The sequence below is a fragment of the Lujinxingia vulgaris genome (genome assembly GCF_007997005.1).
GTDB lineage: Bacteria > Myxococcota_A > Bradymonadia > Bradymonadales > Bradymonadaceae > Lujinxingia.
This window is the reverse complement of record NZ_VOSL01000124.1, coordinates 1-17,253: the sequence shown is the minus strand read 5'-3', so window position 1 is coordinate 17,253 and position 17,253 is coordinate 1. Positions and strand designations below refer to the sequence as shown.

8 protein-coding genes are annotated in these 17,253 nt (G+C 64.6%); 3 read left to right on the top strand and 5 right to left on the bottom strand.

The window, feature by feature from the left end; all coding sequences use genetic code 11:
• Nucleotides 1-512 precede the first annotated feature (512 nt).
• The gene (locus tag FRC96_RS17145; RefSeq protein ID WP_146976247.1) at nt 513-4,820 is read left to right on the top strand and encodes a hypothetical protein; all 4,308 of its coding nucleotides are present in this window, start codon (nt 513-515) and stop codon (nt 4,818-4,820) included.
• Nucleotides 4,821-5,194: 374 nt separating this feature from the next.
• On the opposite strand, the gene FRC96_RS17140 is transcribed toward FRC96_RS17145, so the two are convergent.
• The 5 genes from FRC96_RS17140 to FRC96_RS17120 all read right to left on the bottom strand — a co-directional run bounded on the left by FRC96_RS17140 (nt 5,195) and on the right by FRC96_RS17120 (nt 15,075).
• Entirely contained in the window at nt 5,195-8,338 is a 3,144-nt protein-coding gene (locus FRC96_RS17140; RefSeq protein ID WP_230470381.1) for a hypothetical protein, read from the bottom strand.
• 527 nt (nt 8,339-8,865) lie between these two features.
• Nucleotides 8,866-9,873: a hypothetical protein gene (locus FRC96_RS17135; RefSeq protein ID WP_146976244.1), complete on the bottom strand. Its 1,008-nt coding sequence runs from the start codon at nt 9,871-9,873 to the stop codon at nt 8,866-8,868.
• Nucleotides 9,874-10,044: 171 nt separating this feature from the next.
• The gene (locus FRC96_RS17130; protein WP_230470380.1) at nt 10,045-12,555 is read right to left on the bottom strand and encodes a hypothetical protein; all 2,511 of its coding nucleotides are present in this window, start codon (nt 12,553-12,555) and stop codon (nt 10,045-10,047) included.
• Nucleotides 12,556-12,998: 443 nt separating this feature from the next.
• Nucleotides 12,999-13,805, bottom strand: a complete 807-nt coding sequence (locus FRC96_RS17125) for a DUF6694 family lipoprotein (RefSeq protein ID WP_146976240.1) — start codon at nt 13,803-13,805, stop codon at nt 12,999-13,001.
• 475 nt (nt 13,806-14,280) lie between these two features.
• Nucleotides 14,281-15,075, bottom strand: coding sequence for a hypothetical protein (locus FRC96_RS17120; protein ID WP_146976239.1), 795 nt, complete (start codon nt 15,073-15,075; stop codon nt 14,281-14,283).
• A 496-nt stretch (nt 15,076-15,571) separates the two neighbouring features.
• On the opposite strand from FRC96_RS17120, the gene FRC96_RS17115 reads away from it, so the two are divergent.
• Nucleotides 15,572-16,054 (top strand): hypothetical protein, encoded by a 483-nt coding sequence (locus FRC96_RS17115; protein ID WP_146976237.1) that lies wholly within the window; start codon nt 15,572-15,574, stop codon nt 16,052-16,054.
• A gap of 238 nt (nt 16,055-16,292) precedes the next feature.
• Complete coding sequence (locus FRC96_RS17110; protein WP_146976235.1) at nt 16,293-16,730, top strand: hypothetical protein; 438 nt, start codon at nt 16,293-16,295, stop codon at nt 16,728-16,730.
• The last annotated feature ends 523 nt before the right edge of the window (nt 16,731-17,253 follow it).

Below are 17,253 nucleotides of genomic sequence, written 5' to 3'. Positions count from 1 at the left end.
GAGGTGTTTTATAACCGAGCGCGAAGCCACTCGGCGATTGGGTATATGAGCCCGGTGGCGTTTGAAGCTCAGGTGGCAAAAGCTGCCTGAAGAACGTGTACGGGAAATCGGGGGAAGCTCATACTCGTAGCTCGTACTCGAGCTGGTACTCGTACTCGTAGCTGGTACTCGTAGCTGATACTCGTACAGGTAGCTCGTACTCGAGCTCGATCTCGGGCTCGATCTCGGGCTCGTGAACCCCCAACCGCCCATTACGAATCGACCCACGTGGCGAACCCCCGGCGCCCCACAACCACACAACCACCCAACCACCTAACCACAACACGCGCCCCCCCCAACCCACACGCCAACTCCCCACATCGCGAACCCCCGGCGCCCCACGCCAACTCCCAACATCGCGAACCCCCGGCGTTTTTTCCCCTTGTGAGATCCTTTTCGAAAGCGCACCGTTTCCACCACTGGACACATGTGTTGAATCGCTCCCACCGCCCACCCGGGGTCAGGCTATGACGATGGTGATCTCTCGACTTGTTACGTTTCTCAGCCTCAGCGCGCTGCTTCTTCCCTTGATGAGCGGCGAGGCCCGTGCTCAGGCGGAGGTGCCCGAGCCTCTGCAGCCCTGGGTCGACTGGACGATGGTCGATGTTCCGAACCACGGCTGCTCCAACCTGCAGGGCACGCTGAGGTGCGCCTGGCCGGGCCGCCTTGAGCTCGATGCGCGGCCGCAGGGCGCGAGCTTTGAGATGGAGGTCTGGCTTGATAGGGCCGGCGAGTTGGCGTTGCCGGGCGGGCGCGGCAGCTGGCCGCAGGAGGTCAGCGCGGGCGGCCGGGCGCTTGTCGTCACCGGGGAGTCCACCCCGAGGGTGACGCTGGAAGCCGGCGCCCACACCCTGCGCGGGCGCTTTATCTTCAGCGAGCTCCCCGAGGTCCTCCCGGTGCCCGCGCACCTGGGCATCATCGAGCTCACGGTCAACGGGCAGAGCGTCGAGCACCCTCGCCATGACGCCGAGGGGCGCCTCTGGCTCAAAGAAGGGCGCAGCGGCACGGTGACCGAGGCCGACAGCCTGCGCGCCACCGTCTACCGCCGCTTCGATGACGGCGTCCCCCTGCGCATCACGACCCGCCTGGAGCTCAACGTCGCCGGGCGCGCCCGGGAGGTCACCCTCGGCCAGGTGCTGCTGGAGGGCTCCCGCGCCATCGCGCTCAACGCCCCGCTGCCGGTCAAAGTGGAGCCCGGCGGCCAGCTCAGCGTGTATGTGCGCCCGGGCACCCATTTTATCACCATCGACGCCGTGATCGCCCACAAACCCACCGCCGACGAGGACGCGCCGGGGGTCGAGACCCTGCGGGTGCCCCCGCATCAGGAGGGCATCTTCGATGAGCGGGAGGTCTGGGCGTGGTTCCCCGATGAGCTCGTGCGCTCGGTGGAGCTCGATGGCTTAAGCGCCGTCGAGCCCGACCGCACCACCCTGCCCGCGGAGTGGCACGGCACGACCACCTTCCTGGCCGCCCCCGGTGAAGCCCTCACCCTTCGCGAGACGCGCCGCGGCCAGCTCGACACCTCGCCGAACCTCTTGAACCTGGAGCGTCAGATCTGGCTCGACCTCGACGGTGAGGGCGCCACCTCCCGCGACAGCCTCACCGGCACGATGTACCGGGGCTGGCGCCTCGATTATGGCGAGGCGGCCGAGCTGGGGCGCGTCGCCCAGCGCGGCACCGACCTGCTGATCACGCGTGATGAAGAAGGTCAGGAGGGCGTGGAGATCCGCGACGCCTCCCTCGATATCACCGCGGACATCCGCATTGAGGAGGGCATCTCCCGCTTTGATGTCGTCGGCTGGCAGCACGATCTGCAGCACCTGAGCGCCACGCTGCACACCCCGCCAGGCTGGTCGGTGCTCGGTGGGCGCGGCGTCGACGCCATCGCCGGCTCCTGGCTGCACTCCTGGGATCTGCTGGCGTTTTTCTTTGTGCTCATCGTCGCGCTGAGTTTTGCCAAACTCTTCGGCTGGCCCTGGGGCCTGGCCGCCGCCGTCGCGCTCTGTCTGACCCACGATATGCCCGAGGCCCCCCGCTGGGTCTGGGTGCATCTTCTGGCCACCGCGGCGCTCTTGCGCGCGCTGACCTCGGGGCGCTTTCGCAAAGCCGTCGTCCTCTACCGCGCCGGCGCGCTCTTCATCCTCTTCATCACCCTTGCCCCCTTCATTCACCGCCAGATCCAGCAGGCCATCGCCCCCCAGGCCTACCGGCAAACCTACAGCGATTCCTGGCTGGAGACGGCCATGACCGGCGCGGCCGACTCCTCGTATGCGGAGTACGAAGAGGCCCCCGCCGCCCCCCAAGAATTGGCCCCCGAGGCCGACCGTGTGAGCGATAAAGGCGCCTCGTTCATGCGCTCGGTGCCCGGCGACGCCAGCCAGTACCGCAAGGCCGAGAAGAGCGTGATGCAGATCGACCCCAACGCCGTGGTGCAGACCGGCCCCGGCGTGCCCTCCTGGAGCTGGCAGAGCTGGCAGCTGATCTGGACCGGCCCGGTGCGCGCCGGCCACGAGGTCCGCCTCTGGCTCATCTCCCCGGCGCAGAACGTGGCGCTCACCCTGGTGCGACTGCTCCTTTTGATCGCCCTGGCGCTGGTGATCATCAGCCGCCGCGAGATGGTCTGGCACGGCCCCGATGATGATCGCGATGGCCCCCGGGATCGCAACGACGGCCCCTCCCGCTTCCCCGGGGGCGGCAAAAAAGCCGCCGCCACCCTGGGCGTGCTCCTGGCCCTGAGCGTGGGGCTAGTGCCCTCCGCCCACGCCCAGGACTTCCCGCCGCAGCCGATGCTCGACGCCCTCAAAGCCCGCCAGATCGCCGCAGCGAGCTGCCAGGGCCCCTGCGTCAGCGTCAGCCAGGCCACCATCGCGATCGATGATCTCGACGTGGTGATCCGCGCCGCCGTCCACGCCCAACAACCCGCCGGCTGGCCGCTGCCCGGCCCCGACGATCCCCTGCGCATCACCGAGGTTCGCCTCAACGGCCAGGTCACCCACCAGCTGCGCCGCTCCTCCGAAGGGCTCATCAGCGTGCGGCTGCCCGAAGGCGTCCACCGCCTGGAGGTGCGCGGCCGCCTGATGAACCGCGCCTCACTCACCCTTCAGTTTGACCCGGCCACACGCCCCCACCACACCACCTTCATCAGCGACGACTGGAGCGCCGACGGCATCGACCGCCGCGGCGTCGTCGATGGCACCCTGCAGCTCACCCGACTGGCCGACGCCAGCGCCGCCCCCGGCCAGGAGAGCGAAGAGCTGCTCGCCAGCCGCGAGCTCGAGCCCTGGTTCGAGGTCCAGCGCCACCTGGCGCTGGGCGTCTCCTGGCAGATGCGCACGACCATCATCCGCCCCCGCACCGACCGCCCTCAACCGCTGCGCTTTCCGCTGCTCGAAGGCGAAGCCGTCATCACCGAGGGCTTCCGCGTCGAGCAGGGCCACGTGCTGCTCGACTTCCCCCGCGGAAAGGACAGCCTGAGCTTTGAGAGCGAGCTTCCCGTTCAACCGAGCTTCGTGCTCAACGCGGCCACCGAGCGCCCCTGGACCGAGATCTGGACCGCGGAGTGCAGCGCCATCTGGCGCTGCGACTACGAGGGCATCGCCCCGATCGAGACGGTGCGCGACGGCCTCTACCAGCCCCGCTGGCTCCCCTGGCCTGGCGAATCGCTGACTGTCTCGGTCACGCGCCCCGAAGGCTCCCCCGGCCAGGCCACCACCGTCGAGAAGGTCCACTACCAGATTACCCCCGGTGAGCGCCTGCTGCAGGCCTCACTGGAGCTTCGCATCCGCTCCTCCCGCGGCGACTGGCAGACCATCACGCTGCCGGAGGGCGCCGAAGTTCAGAACGTCTCCCGCGACGACGAAGCGACCGCCATCCGCCCCCGCGACGGCGCGCTGCAGCTGCCGGTACGCCCCGGCGCCCAGACCTACCGCATCGAGTGGCAGCAGCCCTGGGAACACCGCCTCATCGAGCGCTTCCCGGCCGTCGACATCGGCAGCGCCGCGGTCAACGTCACCCAGGTCATGCGCACCAGCGACCACCGCTGGCTCCTCTGGACCCTGGGCCCGGACTGGGGCCCGGCGGTGCTCTTCTGGAGCCACCTGCTGATGCTCCTGATCCTGGCCACCCTGCTGGGCCTCTGGAAATACTCGCCGCTTCGACGCCACGAGTGGGTCCTGCTCACCCTGGGCCTGGCCCCCCAGCCGATCTTTGTGCTCGTGCCGGTGGTGGCCTTCTTTATGATCTTCCAGTGGCGTCGGCGCTCCCCGCTGAAGAGCCCCTGGCAGTTCAACCTCGTGCAGCTCGCTCTCATTGCCCTGACCCTGGCCGCCATCGTCTGCCTCTACGGCTCGATCCACGAGAACCTGCTCGTCAACGTCGACATGCAGGTCCAGGGCATGGACTCCCACAACGGCAACCTGCGCTGGTACACCGACCGCATCGGAAGCCAGCTGCCGGCCGCCGGCATCCTCTCGCTGCCCATCCTCGTCTGGCGCGGCCTGATGCTCCTGTGGGCGCTCTGGCTCTCCTGGAAGCTCCTCAAATGGGCGCCCTGGGCCTGGCAGGCGTTTAGCTTCGAGGGCATCTGGAAGGCGCTCCCGAACCGGTTTGCGCTGGCCAACAACGCCACCGACGGGGTCGTGCAACCGCCCGTGGGACAGAACGCCGACGGCGGGACGGTTGATTCATCGCCGCCTGAAGACGCCGCCGACGGGGAGGTTGCGCCGCCCGGTCCCGAGGACGACGCCGGGCGGGTTGAGCCGCCGAAAACCCCCGAAGAATGACGGGTGTGGGGCGATGTCCCGTACCGACCGAGAGACGGACATCGCCCTTTGTGTATGCGGCTCATGTCTGTCTCTCGGTCGGTCTCGGGCTTGCGAACCCCCAACGCCCTCACACATCGACCCACAGCGCGAACCACCGGCGTTCCACAACCCGCGCCCCTCCCAACGCCCTCACGAATCGACCAACAGCGCGAACCCCTGGCGCTCCACAACCACCCAACCACCCAACCACCTGACCACACCCCGCGCTCCCCCCAACGCACGCGGCAACTCCCAACGTCGCGAACCACCGGCGCATACACCAAAAAAAGGGCGACCGCCCGAAGACGACCGCCCTTCTTCATTCTACTCCGCGCTTCACATACACGCTCGGTTCACTGGCGCTGTAACCCGTCAACGAAGGGCAGCACCATAACAACCTCGTCATCATCGTCGATGTCATCATCCGGCGCCTGAATGCCTCTCGACCTGTTGCTGCGCGCCGCATTATGACTATGCGCGAGGCTCGTCCAGCCTTCACCACCATCGAGGTGTCCCGCACCATTGTTGAGTAGCGCCAACTCCGCCTCGAAGGTGCCATCGCAGCGGCTCAGCAGAACGCGGCGGCTCTCCGGGAAGACCAGATCTTCGCAGCGGTCACCGTCGATGTCGCTGATCGAGATCGCCTCGTTATTGGGAATGCACACCGACTGCCCCTCGCGCTCCAGCGCGGCCTCAATGCTCGCCAGGTCGCCCTCGCCGGCACCCCCGGCGACGCGGAAGTCGTGCATCCGCCCACACTCCTGAGCATCGTCCTCTTCACCCCGGTGAGCTTCCAGAATCTGGGGATGCCCCAGGCCCTGGAAGTCCCCGAAGAAGATCCGACCCTCGGCGCGGGTCAGGGTCTGACGATCGTCGCCCTGGCCCTGACTCAGCTCGGTGGCGTGCTCCCAGACATCGACAGCAAGCGGAGGACGTCGCTCCCCAAGGATAGGAGCTTCGCCGAGGCTTCCGTAGAAAAGCTCGCCATCGAGCTCTTCATACGCCGCTTCGACCTTCACGACAGTGGCGCGTTCGGAGTCGCCATCCAACACGACCGACGCCAACTCCCCGGAATCCATCACCAGAAGAAGCGTCACCGTGGAGGGCGCGGGACATGCGTCGGGCCGCACGTCGGAATCGCCATCATCGCAATCGCCGGTATCGGGCGCGGCGGCGTTGACGGACTTGGAGAGCTCCGCTCCGGCCTTGAATGTTACAACCTGCTGCGAACTCAGCTCGGCCGAGGCGAAGTCGAGCGCGATCTCGCGTTCCGCGGCGAGCTGCGGCTCACCATCGATTCTCGCCAGGCCCTCCAGACGAAGGCCCGTCGCATCGCCGTTCTCGTCGACCTGAAGGCTCACTAGCTGCGCTTCCACGCCATCGTCGTCGCTGTCTTCATCATCTCCCGGGTTCGCAGCGAGCTCCTGGATGATGAGCGGCGTCGTCGCGCTACAGCAGGAGACTGTCGTCAGCGGCACAAAAGGCCCTGTTGAAGAGAGCCACCCGATGATCGACTGAGGGTCGTTGGCCTTCAAAAGCGACGCGTCATCTCCAGCGACAACGCCGCCCGAGAAATGCGCGCCGACCCACATGCCGCCATTGCTAATAAGCTGCTGCGAGCCCAGGAAACGACCGCCCACATCCGAGCTTCGGATGCCGTCTTCAAAAGCTTCGCGGCCCGCGTCTTCCATCCGCACCAGCGCATGGCTGGAGTTCTTTTTCAGAACCGAGAGCGTGCTCGAGCGATCTTCATCGTCAACGGAGATGCCCTCGACGACCGGAGCCTCGTTGACGGGTTGAACCTGAAGAAGCCCCTCATCATCCACATCGATCTCCAACCCGATCTCGTGGGTGATTCCGGGCAGCTCTCCGGTGGGCGGATTGCCCTGTTTGCGATTCACCCGCAGACGCAGCTCATCGTCGCCGCGATACAGACTCCAGTTGGAGTCCGCGAGCCCGTCCATCAGGAGCTGCGGCGCCTGCATGGCCGCCAGAGGTCCGCTTGCATCCGCCAATGAGACATAGAGCGCGTCGCCCTGCAGCGTCTCCACCGAAAAGGCGATGTCCAGGTGTCCATCTCCGTCCACATCCGCCGCCTGGCAGGAGCCCTTAAACACTCCCAGGATCATTCCGCTGCCCTCGGCCAGGGTATGCACCTGCAGCATCTGATCCCCCGAGGTCGACGAGCCGATCACCGCCATCATCGAACCACCGAGCTCAAAGACCGAGACAAAGCGCCCTTCGGGGAGCGCCGCTCCTTGCTGATACACCGCGTCGTTGGCGCAGAGGCTGACCTGCCCCCGCATCGCCATCCGCTGATCGTCCAGGCTGAGCCCCTCAATCCCCATAAAGAGGGTCTGCTCGACCGGCTCCACCGCCGGCTGCAGGAGCACATGCTTCAAAAGGGTCGCGTCACGGCTCTCTTCGCGGGCCAGGATCGCGATCGCCGCGCGCTCCTCGCCGGTATCGGCATCGACGATAAGGCGCGCCTGCATCGTGTTCTTAAGCCAGCTCCTCCCATCGCTCGAGGGCAGAGTGATCGTGCTTCGCTCCTCGACCACTCCCATGCCCGTGTCGTTCGGGGCAACGCGAATCACCAGATGCTCCACTTCCCGCAGGCTGCCATTCGGGTCGCGCCGGGTGGGGTAGGCGATCACGAAAGGAGAGCCTGCCTGGTCGCCCTCGCCATCGGGGCTGGCCGCCAGGTCGGGAACCTCAAAAATCTCCTCATAAGGCCCCCCAATGTCGCCATCGACCGCCAGCGCCACCTCGCCCATCTCGCCGCACTCCGAGTCACTGCATCGGAACACCACCAGACGCCGCGCGTCGCCCTCCCCGGCGAGCACAACAAGATCGTTGCGGCCGTCACCGTCGAGCTCTCGCGACCAGGCGCCGTGCACCGCGTCGAGCCCACGCAACATACGCGTGGAACGCCCCTCAAAGCGCAGATCGCTCACATCATCGGGGAAGCCCAACATCTGGCGACCATCTCCCCACGCGTAGACTATGCCACTGCCATCATCGGCCGTGAGCCGCACCCGGACTTCTTTGCGAATGCTGCGTCGCTCCTCCTCGCCGGGCGTAAAGCTCAACTCGAAGATCCCCTCCGCGTCGCCCTCGGGCGCGATCACCTCATCGGCGGCAATCTCCTCCTCGCCGGTCGCGTCGCGAAGCACGATTGCAAAGGAGCCGCCCCGCTCCAGAATCTGCTTCACCGCCCCGCCATCCTGAACTTCCAGCAAAAGTTTGACCTGCTCCGAAGCATCGCCACGCAGCGTTCCCGGACTCAGCGCGAGGATCTGACCCTCGATCGCCTCCGGGTTCTCCTCATCTTCGGAGCAGGTCTCCGAATCGGCCACACAGGAGCCATCGCCACAGAGATGGGGTCGCTCCGCCGGGCATTCCTGTGGGTCATCAAGTCCAGGATCGCTCGGACCGCATCCCAGGGCGGTGGCCATGCTCGCCACAAATAGGAGTGAAAACTTAGTCGGTGTCATTTCGTGTCTCTCAGCAAAAGAAGATGGACGCTCAAAAGCCATGCATTCAACAGCGTGCTACGCAACATCGTCATAAATGCCCCTCAGCGATGCACCTTCCGTTCCACCGACGCCACACGAGGCCAAAAACCCCGAATCAGCGGCCACAGCCCCCGAATTTTCCTCAAAACCTGGCGCGAAGGTTTTATGCACATCCTCGCAAAGCGCCCCGGATCGGATAAAGCACTCACGAATCGCCATAGAGCCGGATGAGCGCTACCCCACCCCCTAAACCTGCCAGCATCGTGCCGCAAGCCGGCCGCCCCTCCCCGACCCGGGGTCGAACATCACCCTTTCTTTATGCGGCGTATGTGCGACTCCCGGTCGGATACGCTCCCCGTTGCGCACCCGCAAACCCTCATTACGAACCTCCCCACATCGCGAACCACCGGCGCCCCACAACCACCCAACCACCCAACCACCTAACCACAACCCGCGCCCCTCCCAACGCCCTCACGAACCTCCCAACATCGCGCCCCCCCCCCAACTCAAACCCGCTCCCTACGCCTCTTCCTGAAATACATCCATCCCAACACCACACTCCCCGGGAAGCATGCCCCCAGCGCAAACACGATTAGAAGATACGCCACAAAGTTCTTCCAATAGATAGAAATCTCTTCTTCGCTCTCTCTGTAGACCGGCCACACATCATCACACGAAAGATCAACCTCCAGAGAGTCGCTCCAGATCTCAACTTCACTGCCCGGAAGGTGTGCTTTCATCTGTACGGTATGCGTACCTTCTGACAACCCGCCCCCCTGGTTGTCCTCTTCACACCCGGCGTAGATCAGCGCTCGACCTCGGCCCGACAGCCCCTCACCCACCGGGCCTCCAAAGCCCGCGAGCGAACGGGAGTACTCCCAGCGCTCCCCATCCACATAGGTCGTGAAAATCAACAGCTCCCACCAGGGCAACACCTCTTCGGAGGGGAGGAGTGCTACCAGGGCCTGGTCGGCCGCGATCTCCCATGAGCAACTTCCCGATGTTGTATCGACCTCCAGCGGCTCATCCGGGCGCTGATCCACACGAAGTCTTCCCAATTTCTCGGGAAATGGGGCGGGCTCCGTCGCCTTGAAGACATGCTCCATCACAGGTTCTGGCGGGTCCTCACAGAAGTTGGCTCCGCGCACCCGATAGGTAGCGCCGGGCTCAAGGGCTTCCAGCGGCTTCCAAAAATAGATGTTATGGTAGGAGGGCGAGCCTTCGTCGGCCTCGACTTTTTCCAGCACAACCGGGATGTCGACTTCTTTTTCACCATCCAAACGCGTCAGACGAAAACGTTCTTGGAGTGTTTTAATAGAAGGCGCTCCTTGTTCCAACGTGGGAACCCAGTACCCGCCTTCAAAATTGGCCGGCGCCTGATAACGAGGCAAAAAGTCTTCGTTAAAACACTCCATTGCCGGTGAGCACGCGTCGGCCTTTTGATATAAACCTACCGACACACCCACAATAGCCAGCGCGACCCCAAGATAATATTTAACTCGTCGCTCTACCAAAAGTGCACCTCTGACCCAAAGAGTGACAACGAAGAAAGCGCCCCTTTACGCGTGTGCCCACACTAACAAAGGGAGATTTTCGCGTCTTCTGACAACTGGCCCCCCATTGCGCCCCCCCCAACGCGCGTTTCAACTCCCAACATCGCGAACCACCGGTGCCCCCCCGCGCTCTCACAACTCGCGATGCGCCGGATAAGGCTCCAGGTACTCGACCATCGCGCCGTCACCGAGCTCGCCGTTGTAGTTGCTGCCTTTGCAATGGGCCTGCCCCTCCATATCGAGCACACAGAGATGTTCAAACCCCATCGACACCGCGCTCACCTCAAAGCCCGTGTCCAGGGACCGCAACGCACCAACAATTTGCGAACCTCCCGCCACGATAAGCCCGTCCACGTTCCAGCCGGCACAGCTCACCTCCCCATCACGCAACGCGCATAGGGTCTGATCGTAGAGCGCGATCTCATCCCAGGGACCGCCAAGCTCGATCGGCTCGGTGACCGTGGTGCTTCCTCTCGGCCCCCCGAAAAGCTCGCGGGTTCCCCAGCAATGCACCTCTCCCTCGTCGGTGCGCGCGCAGGTGTTGTACTGACCGGCCTCCACCTCCACATAGACCTCCTCCGAGGCGATCGTCTCAGGTGCTTTCCAATTCTGACTCGCCGCACGTCCGAGCTGGCCGTAGGCGTTGCTGCCCCAGCAACGGATCTCCCCGGCCTCCGTAAGCCCGCAGCTGTGGTGAGGCCCGACAGCGACCGACACATAGTCGGTGCGCGCCTCAACGCGCCGGGGCTCTGCGGCACTCATCCGGGGATCCATGCCGACCTCCCCATTATAGTTGGTCCCCCAGCAATACATCTCGCCACTGGCGGCGACGCCACACGCATGAAACTGGTTGAGCGCCAGCATTTGAAAGTTCAACTCTCTCAGATCCGCCCAGGCCAACGCATGGCTCGCCTGGTTTGATGAATCTGATCCCAACCCCTGATGTTGATTGCTGCCCTGACACCTGGTCACGCTCTGCTCCCCCTCGAACGTGATGTTGCACGCGGTCCATCGGCCTAACACCAGTAGATCGTAAGTGGTGGCTCCGGTGGCGATGGAGGTGGGAAGGGCCAGGTCGCCGGCTTGCAAACGGTCCAGCTGCCCCTCGGCGTTGCGTCCCCAGCAATGCCAGCGGTCCTCGCCACGGAGTTGCCCACAGTTGCTGCCATAGCCGGAGACCAACCTTGAGAAGCGCGCTTCTCCCTCAACCGGTCGAAAGGAGTTCCCACGAACCTGACGTCCATCCCCCACCTGCGCAAAAGCGTTCTGCCCCCAGCACCAGAGCTCGCCATCGCTATCAAGACCGCAGGTGGTTAACCCTCCCAGCTCCACCTGCATCCAGCGCAAATCACCGGCAACCTTGTCGGGCTCGGCGTCCCAGCTCTTTGTTCCGTGTCCGAGCTGACCACGGCGATTATCACCCCAGCAGTAGAGCTCGTCACCGGTGGTGATGCCACACGCCGACTGAGTATGGAGGTGCACGGTGCGCAACGCCGGAACCGACGTGCTCCGGGTAGGAGGTTGCACCCCGTTGCCGGCGCGCTCCCCGGTCACTCCGGATGGGTTATACCCCCAGCAATACAACTCCCCATTCTCCAGGACCGCACACGCCGCGGTCACCCCCACGCCCACGCTGGTAGCGCGCCCCGGCAACACCAACCTGGAGGGCCGCGCGATCACCTCCTGGTTGCTCTCCGGGTTCACCAGGCCGAAGGTGTTAAGCCCCCAGCAATAGACTTTGCCATCGGTGGTCACAGCACAGGTGTTGTTGATGCCAACCGCCACTTCGGCAATGGGATCATCGATCCCGACCTGGACCGGAAGCGCGGTCGACACTCCTAACCCTTCTCCCACCGCACCGCGCGCGCTGTACCCCCAGCAGTACAACGCGCCGGCACGACTCAACGCACAAGTGTGGTAGGGCCCGGCGTCCACCCGGATGATGTCGTCAAGCTCGCGTACAGGAGTGGGCTCGAAGACCACCTCAGCTCCTTCCACCCCCGTCACTCCGTCGTAGTTCAGCCCCCAGCAGTAGACCTCGCCAGGGCGAGTAACGGCACATGCATGACCGCCCCCGACGGCAATATCGATGACGTCCGGGAGTCCTTCTCGCCGGACCGGCTCCGGGATCGGACGAACTTGTTGGTTCGTAGGCTCAATGATCGCGCCGGTGTTATGACCCCAGCAATAGACCGCCCCCTGCCAGTCGAGCGCACAGGTGAGATCGACAGAGGCCGAGACCTTCCGCCAACGCTCAAACTGCACCTCCACCTCAACAAGCTGCTCCAGCGCCTCATAGCGCACCGTCACCTGCGCACTTCCCTCCGCCACGCCGCGCAGCTGCCCATCCTCCCCGATCGCCACGACCTCGCTATCGCTGGAGGCGAGCTCCACATCATCGAGCAAGGTCGCCGGGTTGAGCCGCGTGCCGCTCGCGTCGAAGAACGCAATGTCGAGCGCCCGCTCCTCACCCACCGCCAGGGTCTGCGTCGCCGGCTCCACCAGCATCTCCTCAACCCAGACGCTGTCCTCATCCTCAACAATGATCAGCGGCTGCTCGGGCGAAGCAGGCTCGCCACATCCCCACAGAAGACCGCCGGCCAGCACAGCGCCTGACACATAAATAAACTTCGATGCGCTCACGTTTTCCTCACCGTTATTCCGGGTCTGCGACGCCACTGCCGCTCCCATTACAAAAATCGCGTTCTTCGTCCCTCATCGCCCACGCAGCGTCCCGGCCCAACATCACCGGGGGCCCCGAAGTCAGACCCGCGACACGTGCCGCGCACACATGCCCGCATGCCGCGCTCCCAAAGAGCAGACGACGATGGCACCTCCATGCCCGAACTGCGTTGTCAAAGGTTCGATGCATCTGTGCTAGCGGCCTACCCCGTAGGTGTCAACAAAACGTATCGTCGAGGTGCGATCGAATCGCCCCCTCCACCCCGACCCGGGGTCAAACATCCCCCTTAATCTATGCGGACTTCCGCCCCTCGACCCAGGCGCGACTCCCGGTCGGACGTGCTCCCCCAACGCACGTTTCAACTCCCCACATCGCGAACCACCGGCGCCCCCCGAGCCCCCCATCACTCCCCGTATTCCGCCCGAAGTGCCTCCAGCCGCGCCGCCTCCGACTCCCCAAAATTGACCTCGAAGAGCGACTCGCCATCAGCACCATCCAACCGGTACGGCTTGACGGTGAGCACCACATCGGCGCGCTCCTCCACATCCCCCCAGCTGCTGAACATGTTGGGCTCCAGACTCCACCGGGCCGACTCGCCAGGCTCCAAACCACCGGGGATCTCATAGTTAAACTGCTCCTCGAGCCAGGCCACCGAGCGCCCCGGCGAGGCCAGGCGGGCGTCAAAATAGACCCTTGAGATGGCGTACCCGGTGGTGTTCTGCACATCGAGCTCGATGATGGGCTGGGCCGGCCCAAAACGCTGGGCGACCTTCTCAAAGCGCGAACGCGTCACGACAAAACGCTCCAACGCCTGGCGCGCCTCATCCGAACTCGCGCGCGCGGCCTCAAGCTCCTGAATCTCACTGAGTGCCTGCGCCCGTTCGCGCGCGGCCTGCTCCTCGGCCACCCTCGCACGCACCGCCTCAGCCTCGGCGATGATCTCGTCGGCGCTCTTGCCATCGAGCTGCGCGAACACCCGCCCGCTCACCTCCTCCGGCCCCACATTCGGATCAAAGAGCCCCTCGCCCGCGCTCTGAAACGCAAGCGTCATCAACGCCGCATCAAACGCATCGAGCTCCGAGCCCGACAACGTCTCGCGAATCTCGGCGATCGAATCCTGCATCGCCTCTTCGCTGCTCCCGTCGACTTTCGGCGCACACGCGCTCACCAGCACCAGCGCAACCACCACTCCGTAGCGTTTCCAGTTCATCGTCTCCTCCCTGCTTTCATCGTGTGACTCGCCATGTGGCGAGTGTTCGGGTTGAGAGACGAGGCTGACAGATGAGGTGGAGAAAAGACACCGACTAATTTACACCATATCGATCAAAATACCCCAAACCCCTCAAACAGAGTCCCACGCTCCCCCTCGCCCTTCCCCTACCCGGGGTCAAAAATCCCCCTTTATTGATGCGGCCCATGCGCGACTCTCGGTCGGACACATGCTCCCCCCAACGCCCTCACGAACCTCCCCACATCGCGAACCACCGGCGCCCCTCAACCACCCAATCACACAACCACACAACCACAACCCGCGCTCTCCCCAACGCCCTCACGAACCTCCCCACATCGCGAACCACCGGCGCCCCACAACCACCCAACCACCCAACCACCTAACCACAACCCGCGCCCCTCCCAACGCCCTCACGAACCTCCCCACATCGCGAACCACCGGCGCCCCCGCCCCCTCACCCCAACACACGCGGCAACCCCAGCACATAGAGCATCTTCCCCGGCCCTCTGGCCGAAGACGCCGTCCCGATCTCCCAGCGGTAGTCATCGCTCTGCGCTCCGCTTAACAGCTCCCCAAGATCCTCCTCGGTGTACGTGCGCACGTTGGAGACGGCCCCGTCCCAGGCGATGAGCACGGGCAGCACCGGAATGAGGTAGGTGAAGATGAGCTGGCGCAGGGTCAGCGGTCGCACAAAAGGGGTGAGCGCGAGCGTCATCAAAAACCCAAAGGGGATCGCCGTCCACCACAGCGCAAAAGGAGCGGAGTTGTCGCTGAGTTCAAAGGCCACAAAAGGCTGACGCTTCTGCCAGGCATCCTCCAGAATCCCGCGCGCCTGTGCCGGCCGCATATGATGCAGCCCGCAGACGATCGTGCGCACCCCGCCGAGCTCCCCGGGCACCGCCGTAGCGTCGATCGAGCGCTCTTCATAACGCACCCCCTGCGCTTCTTCGCTGAGCCGACGCGCGGCCAGCTCGTTGGGATAGAGGTCGGTAAGCACGAGCTCCACATCCTCACGGCCCTGCTCGCGAAGCGCCTCGATCACCTGAGGCATCGGCCCGCCCGCTCCCGAACAGAGGTCGACCACCCTCGGCCGGGGCGATGCCTCCAGCGCTCTCTCCACCAGGGGAGCCAGCACCGCCTGCGATCCCAACATCCGGTGGATCACCGCGATGTAGAGTGTCATGCACTCCCGCAGCCAGCCCGGAAGCCAGGACTTATCCTCGAACTCGAAATAATGCCGTCGCTGCATCGCCTGCCTCCCATATGTTGGTTTGACTCCGACCACGCCACCTTCCTTGCCCACGCTCCTTTCACACCCATAACCCTGCGCACTCAGCAGGCCTCAAACCATGAGGCAGGTGGTCGCACCACCGGGCTCAATGGCGCCCAAAATCACGACCGGTGACACGACCGGGAGTCGAACATCACCCTTTGTTTATGCGGACTTCCTCCCCGGCCCCTACCACAACCCGCGCTCCCCCCACCGCCCTCACGAATCCCCCAGATTCGCGAACCACCGGCGCCCCTCAACCACACAACCACCTGACCACAACCCGCGCTCCTCCCAACACACGCATCAACTCCGAACATCGCGCCCCCCCCGGCACCGCTTCCCCTTTTCTCCTCCGCATATCCCGGCTCGTTGAGCCGCGCTGGAATCGCCCCACGACTTCTGCAACGCTGCCTTCCCTCGCACTGCTCAGACCGCTGAAACGTCCAGCACTCACCCACCCCCGGGGTAACTCATGCTCAGGCGCTACCGACTCTCGGTCCTCCTCGCCATCCTTACGCTCACGCTAAGCGCCTGCGCCGACCCCGATCCCGCGCGCCGCGGGCCCACCGACGCCGGCGCAGATGTCGACGCCGGCGCAGATGCTGATGCCGACGCCGACCCGCTGACCTGCGAGAACATCGGCGATCGCTTTAACACCCTCGTTGCCGAGAACACGCACTGCGAGACCGACAACGACTGCAGCTCTCGTCAACTCACGCCCTGGGGCTACTGCGAATGCAACCCGATGATAGGCGACTACAACACCGTCGCTTTCCACTCCCGGGTGAGTGCACAGGTCGACACCCACATCGACTTCTTTCTCGACAACGACTGCTACGATCGGCCCGATTTCTATAACTTCGTCTGCGATGACGGCCCCATCACCGAGACCTACTGCAACGATGAAGGTCGCTGCGCCGCCCGAACCGACGAGACCTGCTTGAGCCATCTGTAACAATCATCACCTTCTCCCCTGCCTCTCTCCGACCCAGGGTCGAACATCACCCTTTATCTATGCGGACTTCCGCCCCTGACCGCCCCCTTGCGCACCCGCAAACTCTTATTACGAACCTCCCCACATCGCGAACCTCCGGCGCCCCTCAACCACCCAACCACCCAACCACCTAACCACAACACGCGCCCCTCCCAACCCACACGCCAACTTCCCACATCGCGAACCCCAGGAGCCTCCCATGCCCTCTCTCAACACCAGCCTCACCATCGCCACACTCGCCACACTCGCGCTCTTCGCCGCCTGCGGCGACGCAGCCCCCGACGCCAACACCGACACCGAAAACACCTCCGATGCCCTGACCTGCGAGAACCTCATCGAGCGCTTTGATGCCTACACCGAAGCCAACAAATCCTGCGAGGTGGTCGACGATTGCGTCGTCGTCGCCGCGCCCGAGCCCTGCAGTTGCGCCCCGTCGCTGGGCGACTACAGCGGTGAAGCCATCAACATCGACGCCGAGGCCGGAGCCCAACCCTACATTGAGCTCTTTAACTCAGGAGAGTGCGGCGACATCGGCGCTGAATCGGGCTGCGACATCGGCCCCTACCGCAACCTCGACTGCGTGGAAGGCCGCTGCGTCGTTGATGAAGGGATCGAGAGTTGCCTGCTTCCTGAATAGCCCCACCGGAACCCACCAGGAGTCGCACAAGGCCCGGACTCTGCGCGGACTTGCGCGACTCACCCACTCGCCGCAACCCGACCGGGAGTCGAACATCGCCCTTTATCTATGCGGACTTCCTCCCCTCAACACCCTCCAGTGCGAACCCCAAAACGCCCGCTCGAACCTCCCTTCATCGCGTACCTCCGGCGCCCCTCAACCACCCAACCACCCAACCACCTAACCACAAAACGCGCCCCCCTGACCCACACGCCAACTCCCCACACCGCGTACCTCCGGCGCCCCACATCCCGACCGGGAGTCGAACATCGCCCTTTATCCATGCGAACTTCCTCCCCTCAACACCCCCCAGCGCGAACCCCCAAACGCCCGCTCGAACCTCCCCACATCGCGTACCTCCGGCGCCCCTCAACCACCCAACCACCTAACCACAAAACGCGCCCCCCCTGACCCACACGCCAAATCCCCACACCGCGTACCTCCGGCGCCCCACAACCACCTAACCACAAAACGCGCCCCCCCT

What these genes read in the sequence shown, in the direction of transcription:
- FRC96_RS17125 (WP_146976240.1), bottom strand. Translation starts at nt 13,805, where the DNA reads ATGAACTGGAAACGCTACGGAGTGGTGGTTGCGCTGGTGCTGGTGAGC.
- FRC96_RS17110 (WP_146976235.1), top strand. Translation starts at nt 16,293, where the DNA reads ATGCCCTCTCTCAACACCAGCCTCACCATCGCCACACTCGCCACACTC.
- FRC96_RS17115 (WP_146976237.1), top strand. Translation starts at nt 15,572, where the DNA reads ATGCTCAGGCGCTACCGACTCTCGGTCCTCCTCGCCATCCTTACGCTC.
- FRC96_RS17120 (WP_146976239.1), bottom strand. Translation starts at nt 15,075, where the DNA reads ATGCAGCGACGGCATTATTTCGAGTTCGAGGATAAGTCCTGGCTTCCG.
- FRC96_RS17145 (WP_146976247.1), top strand. Translation starts at nt 513, where the DNA reads ATGGTGATCTCTCGACTTGTTACGTTTCTCAGCCTCAGCGCGCTGCTT.
- FRC96_RS17140 (WP_230470381.1), bottom strand. Translation starts at nt 8,338, where the DNA reads ATGACACCGACTAAGTTTTCACTCCTATTTGTGGCGAGCATGGCCACC.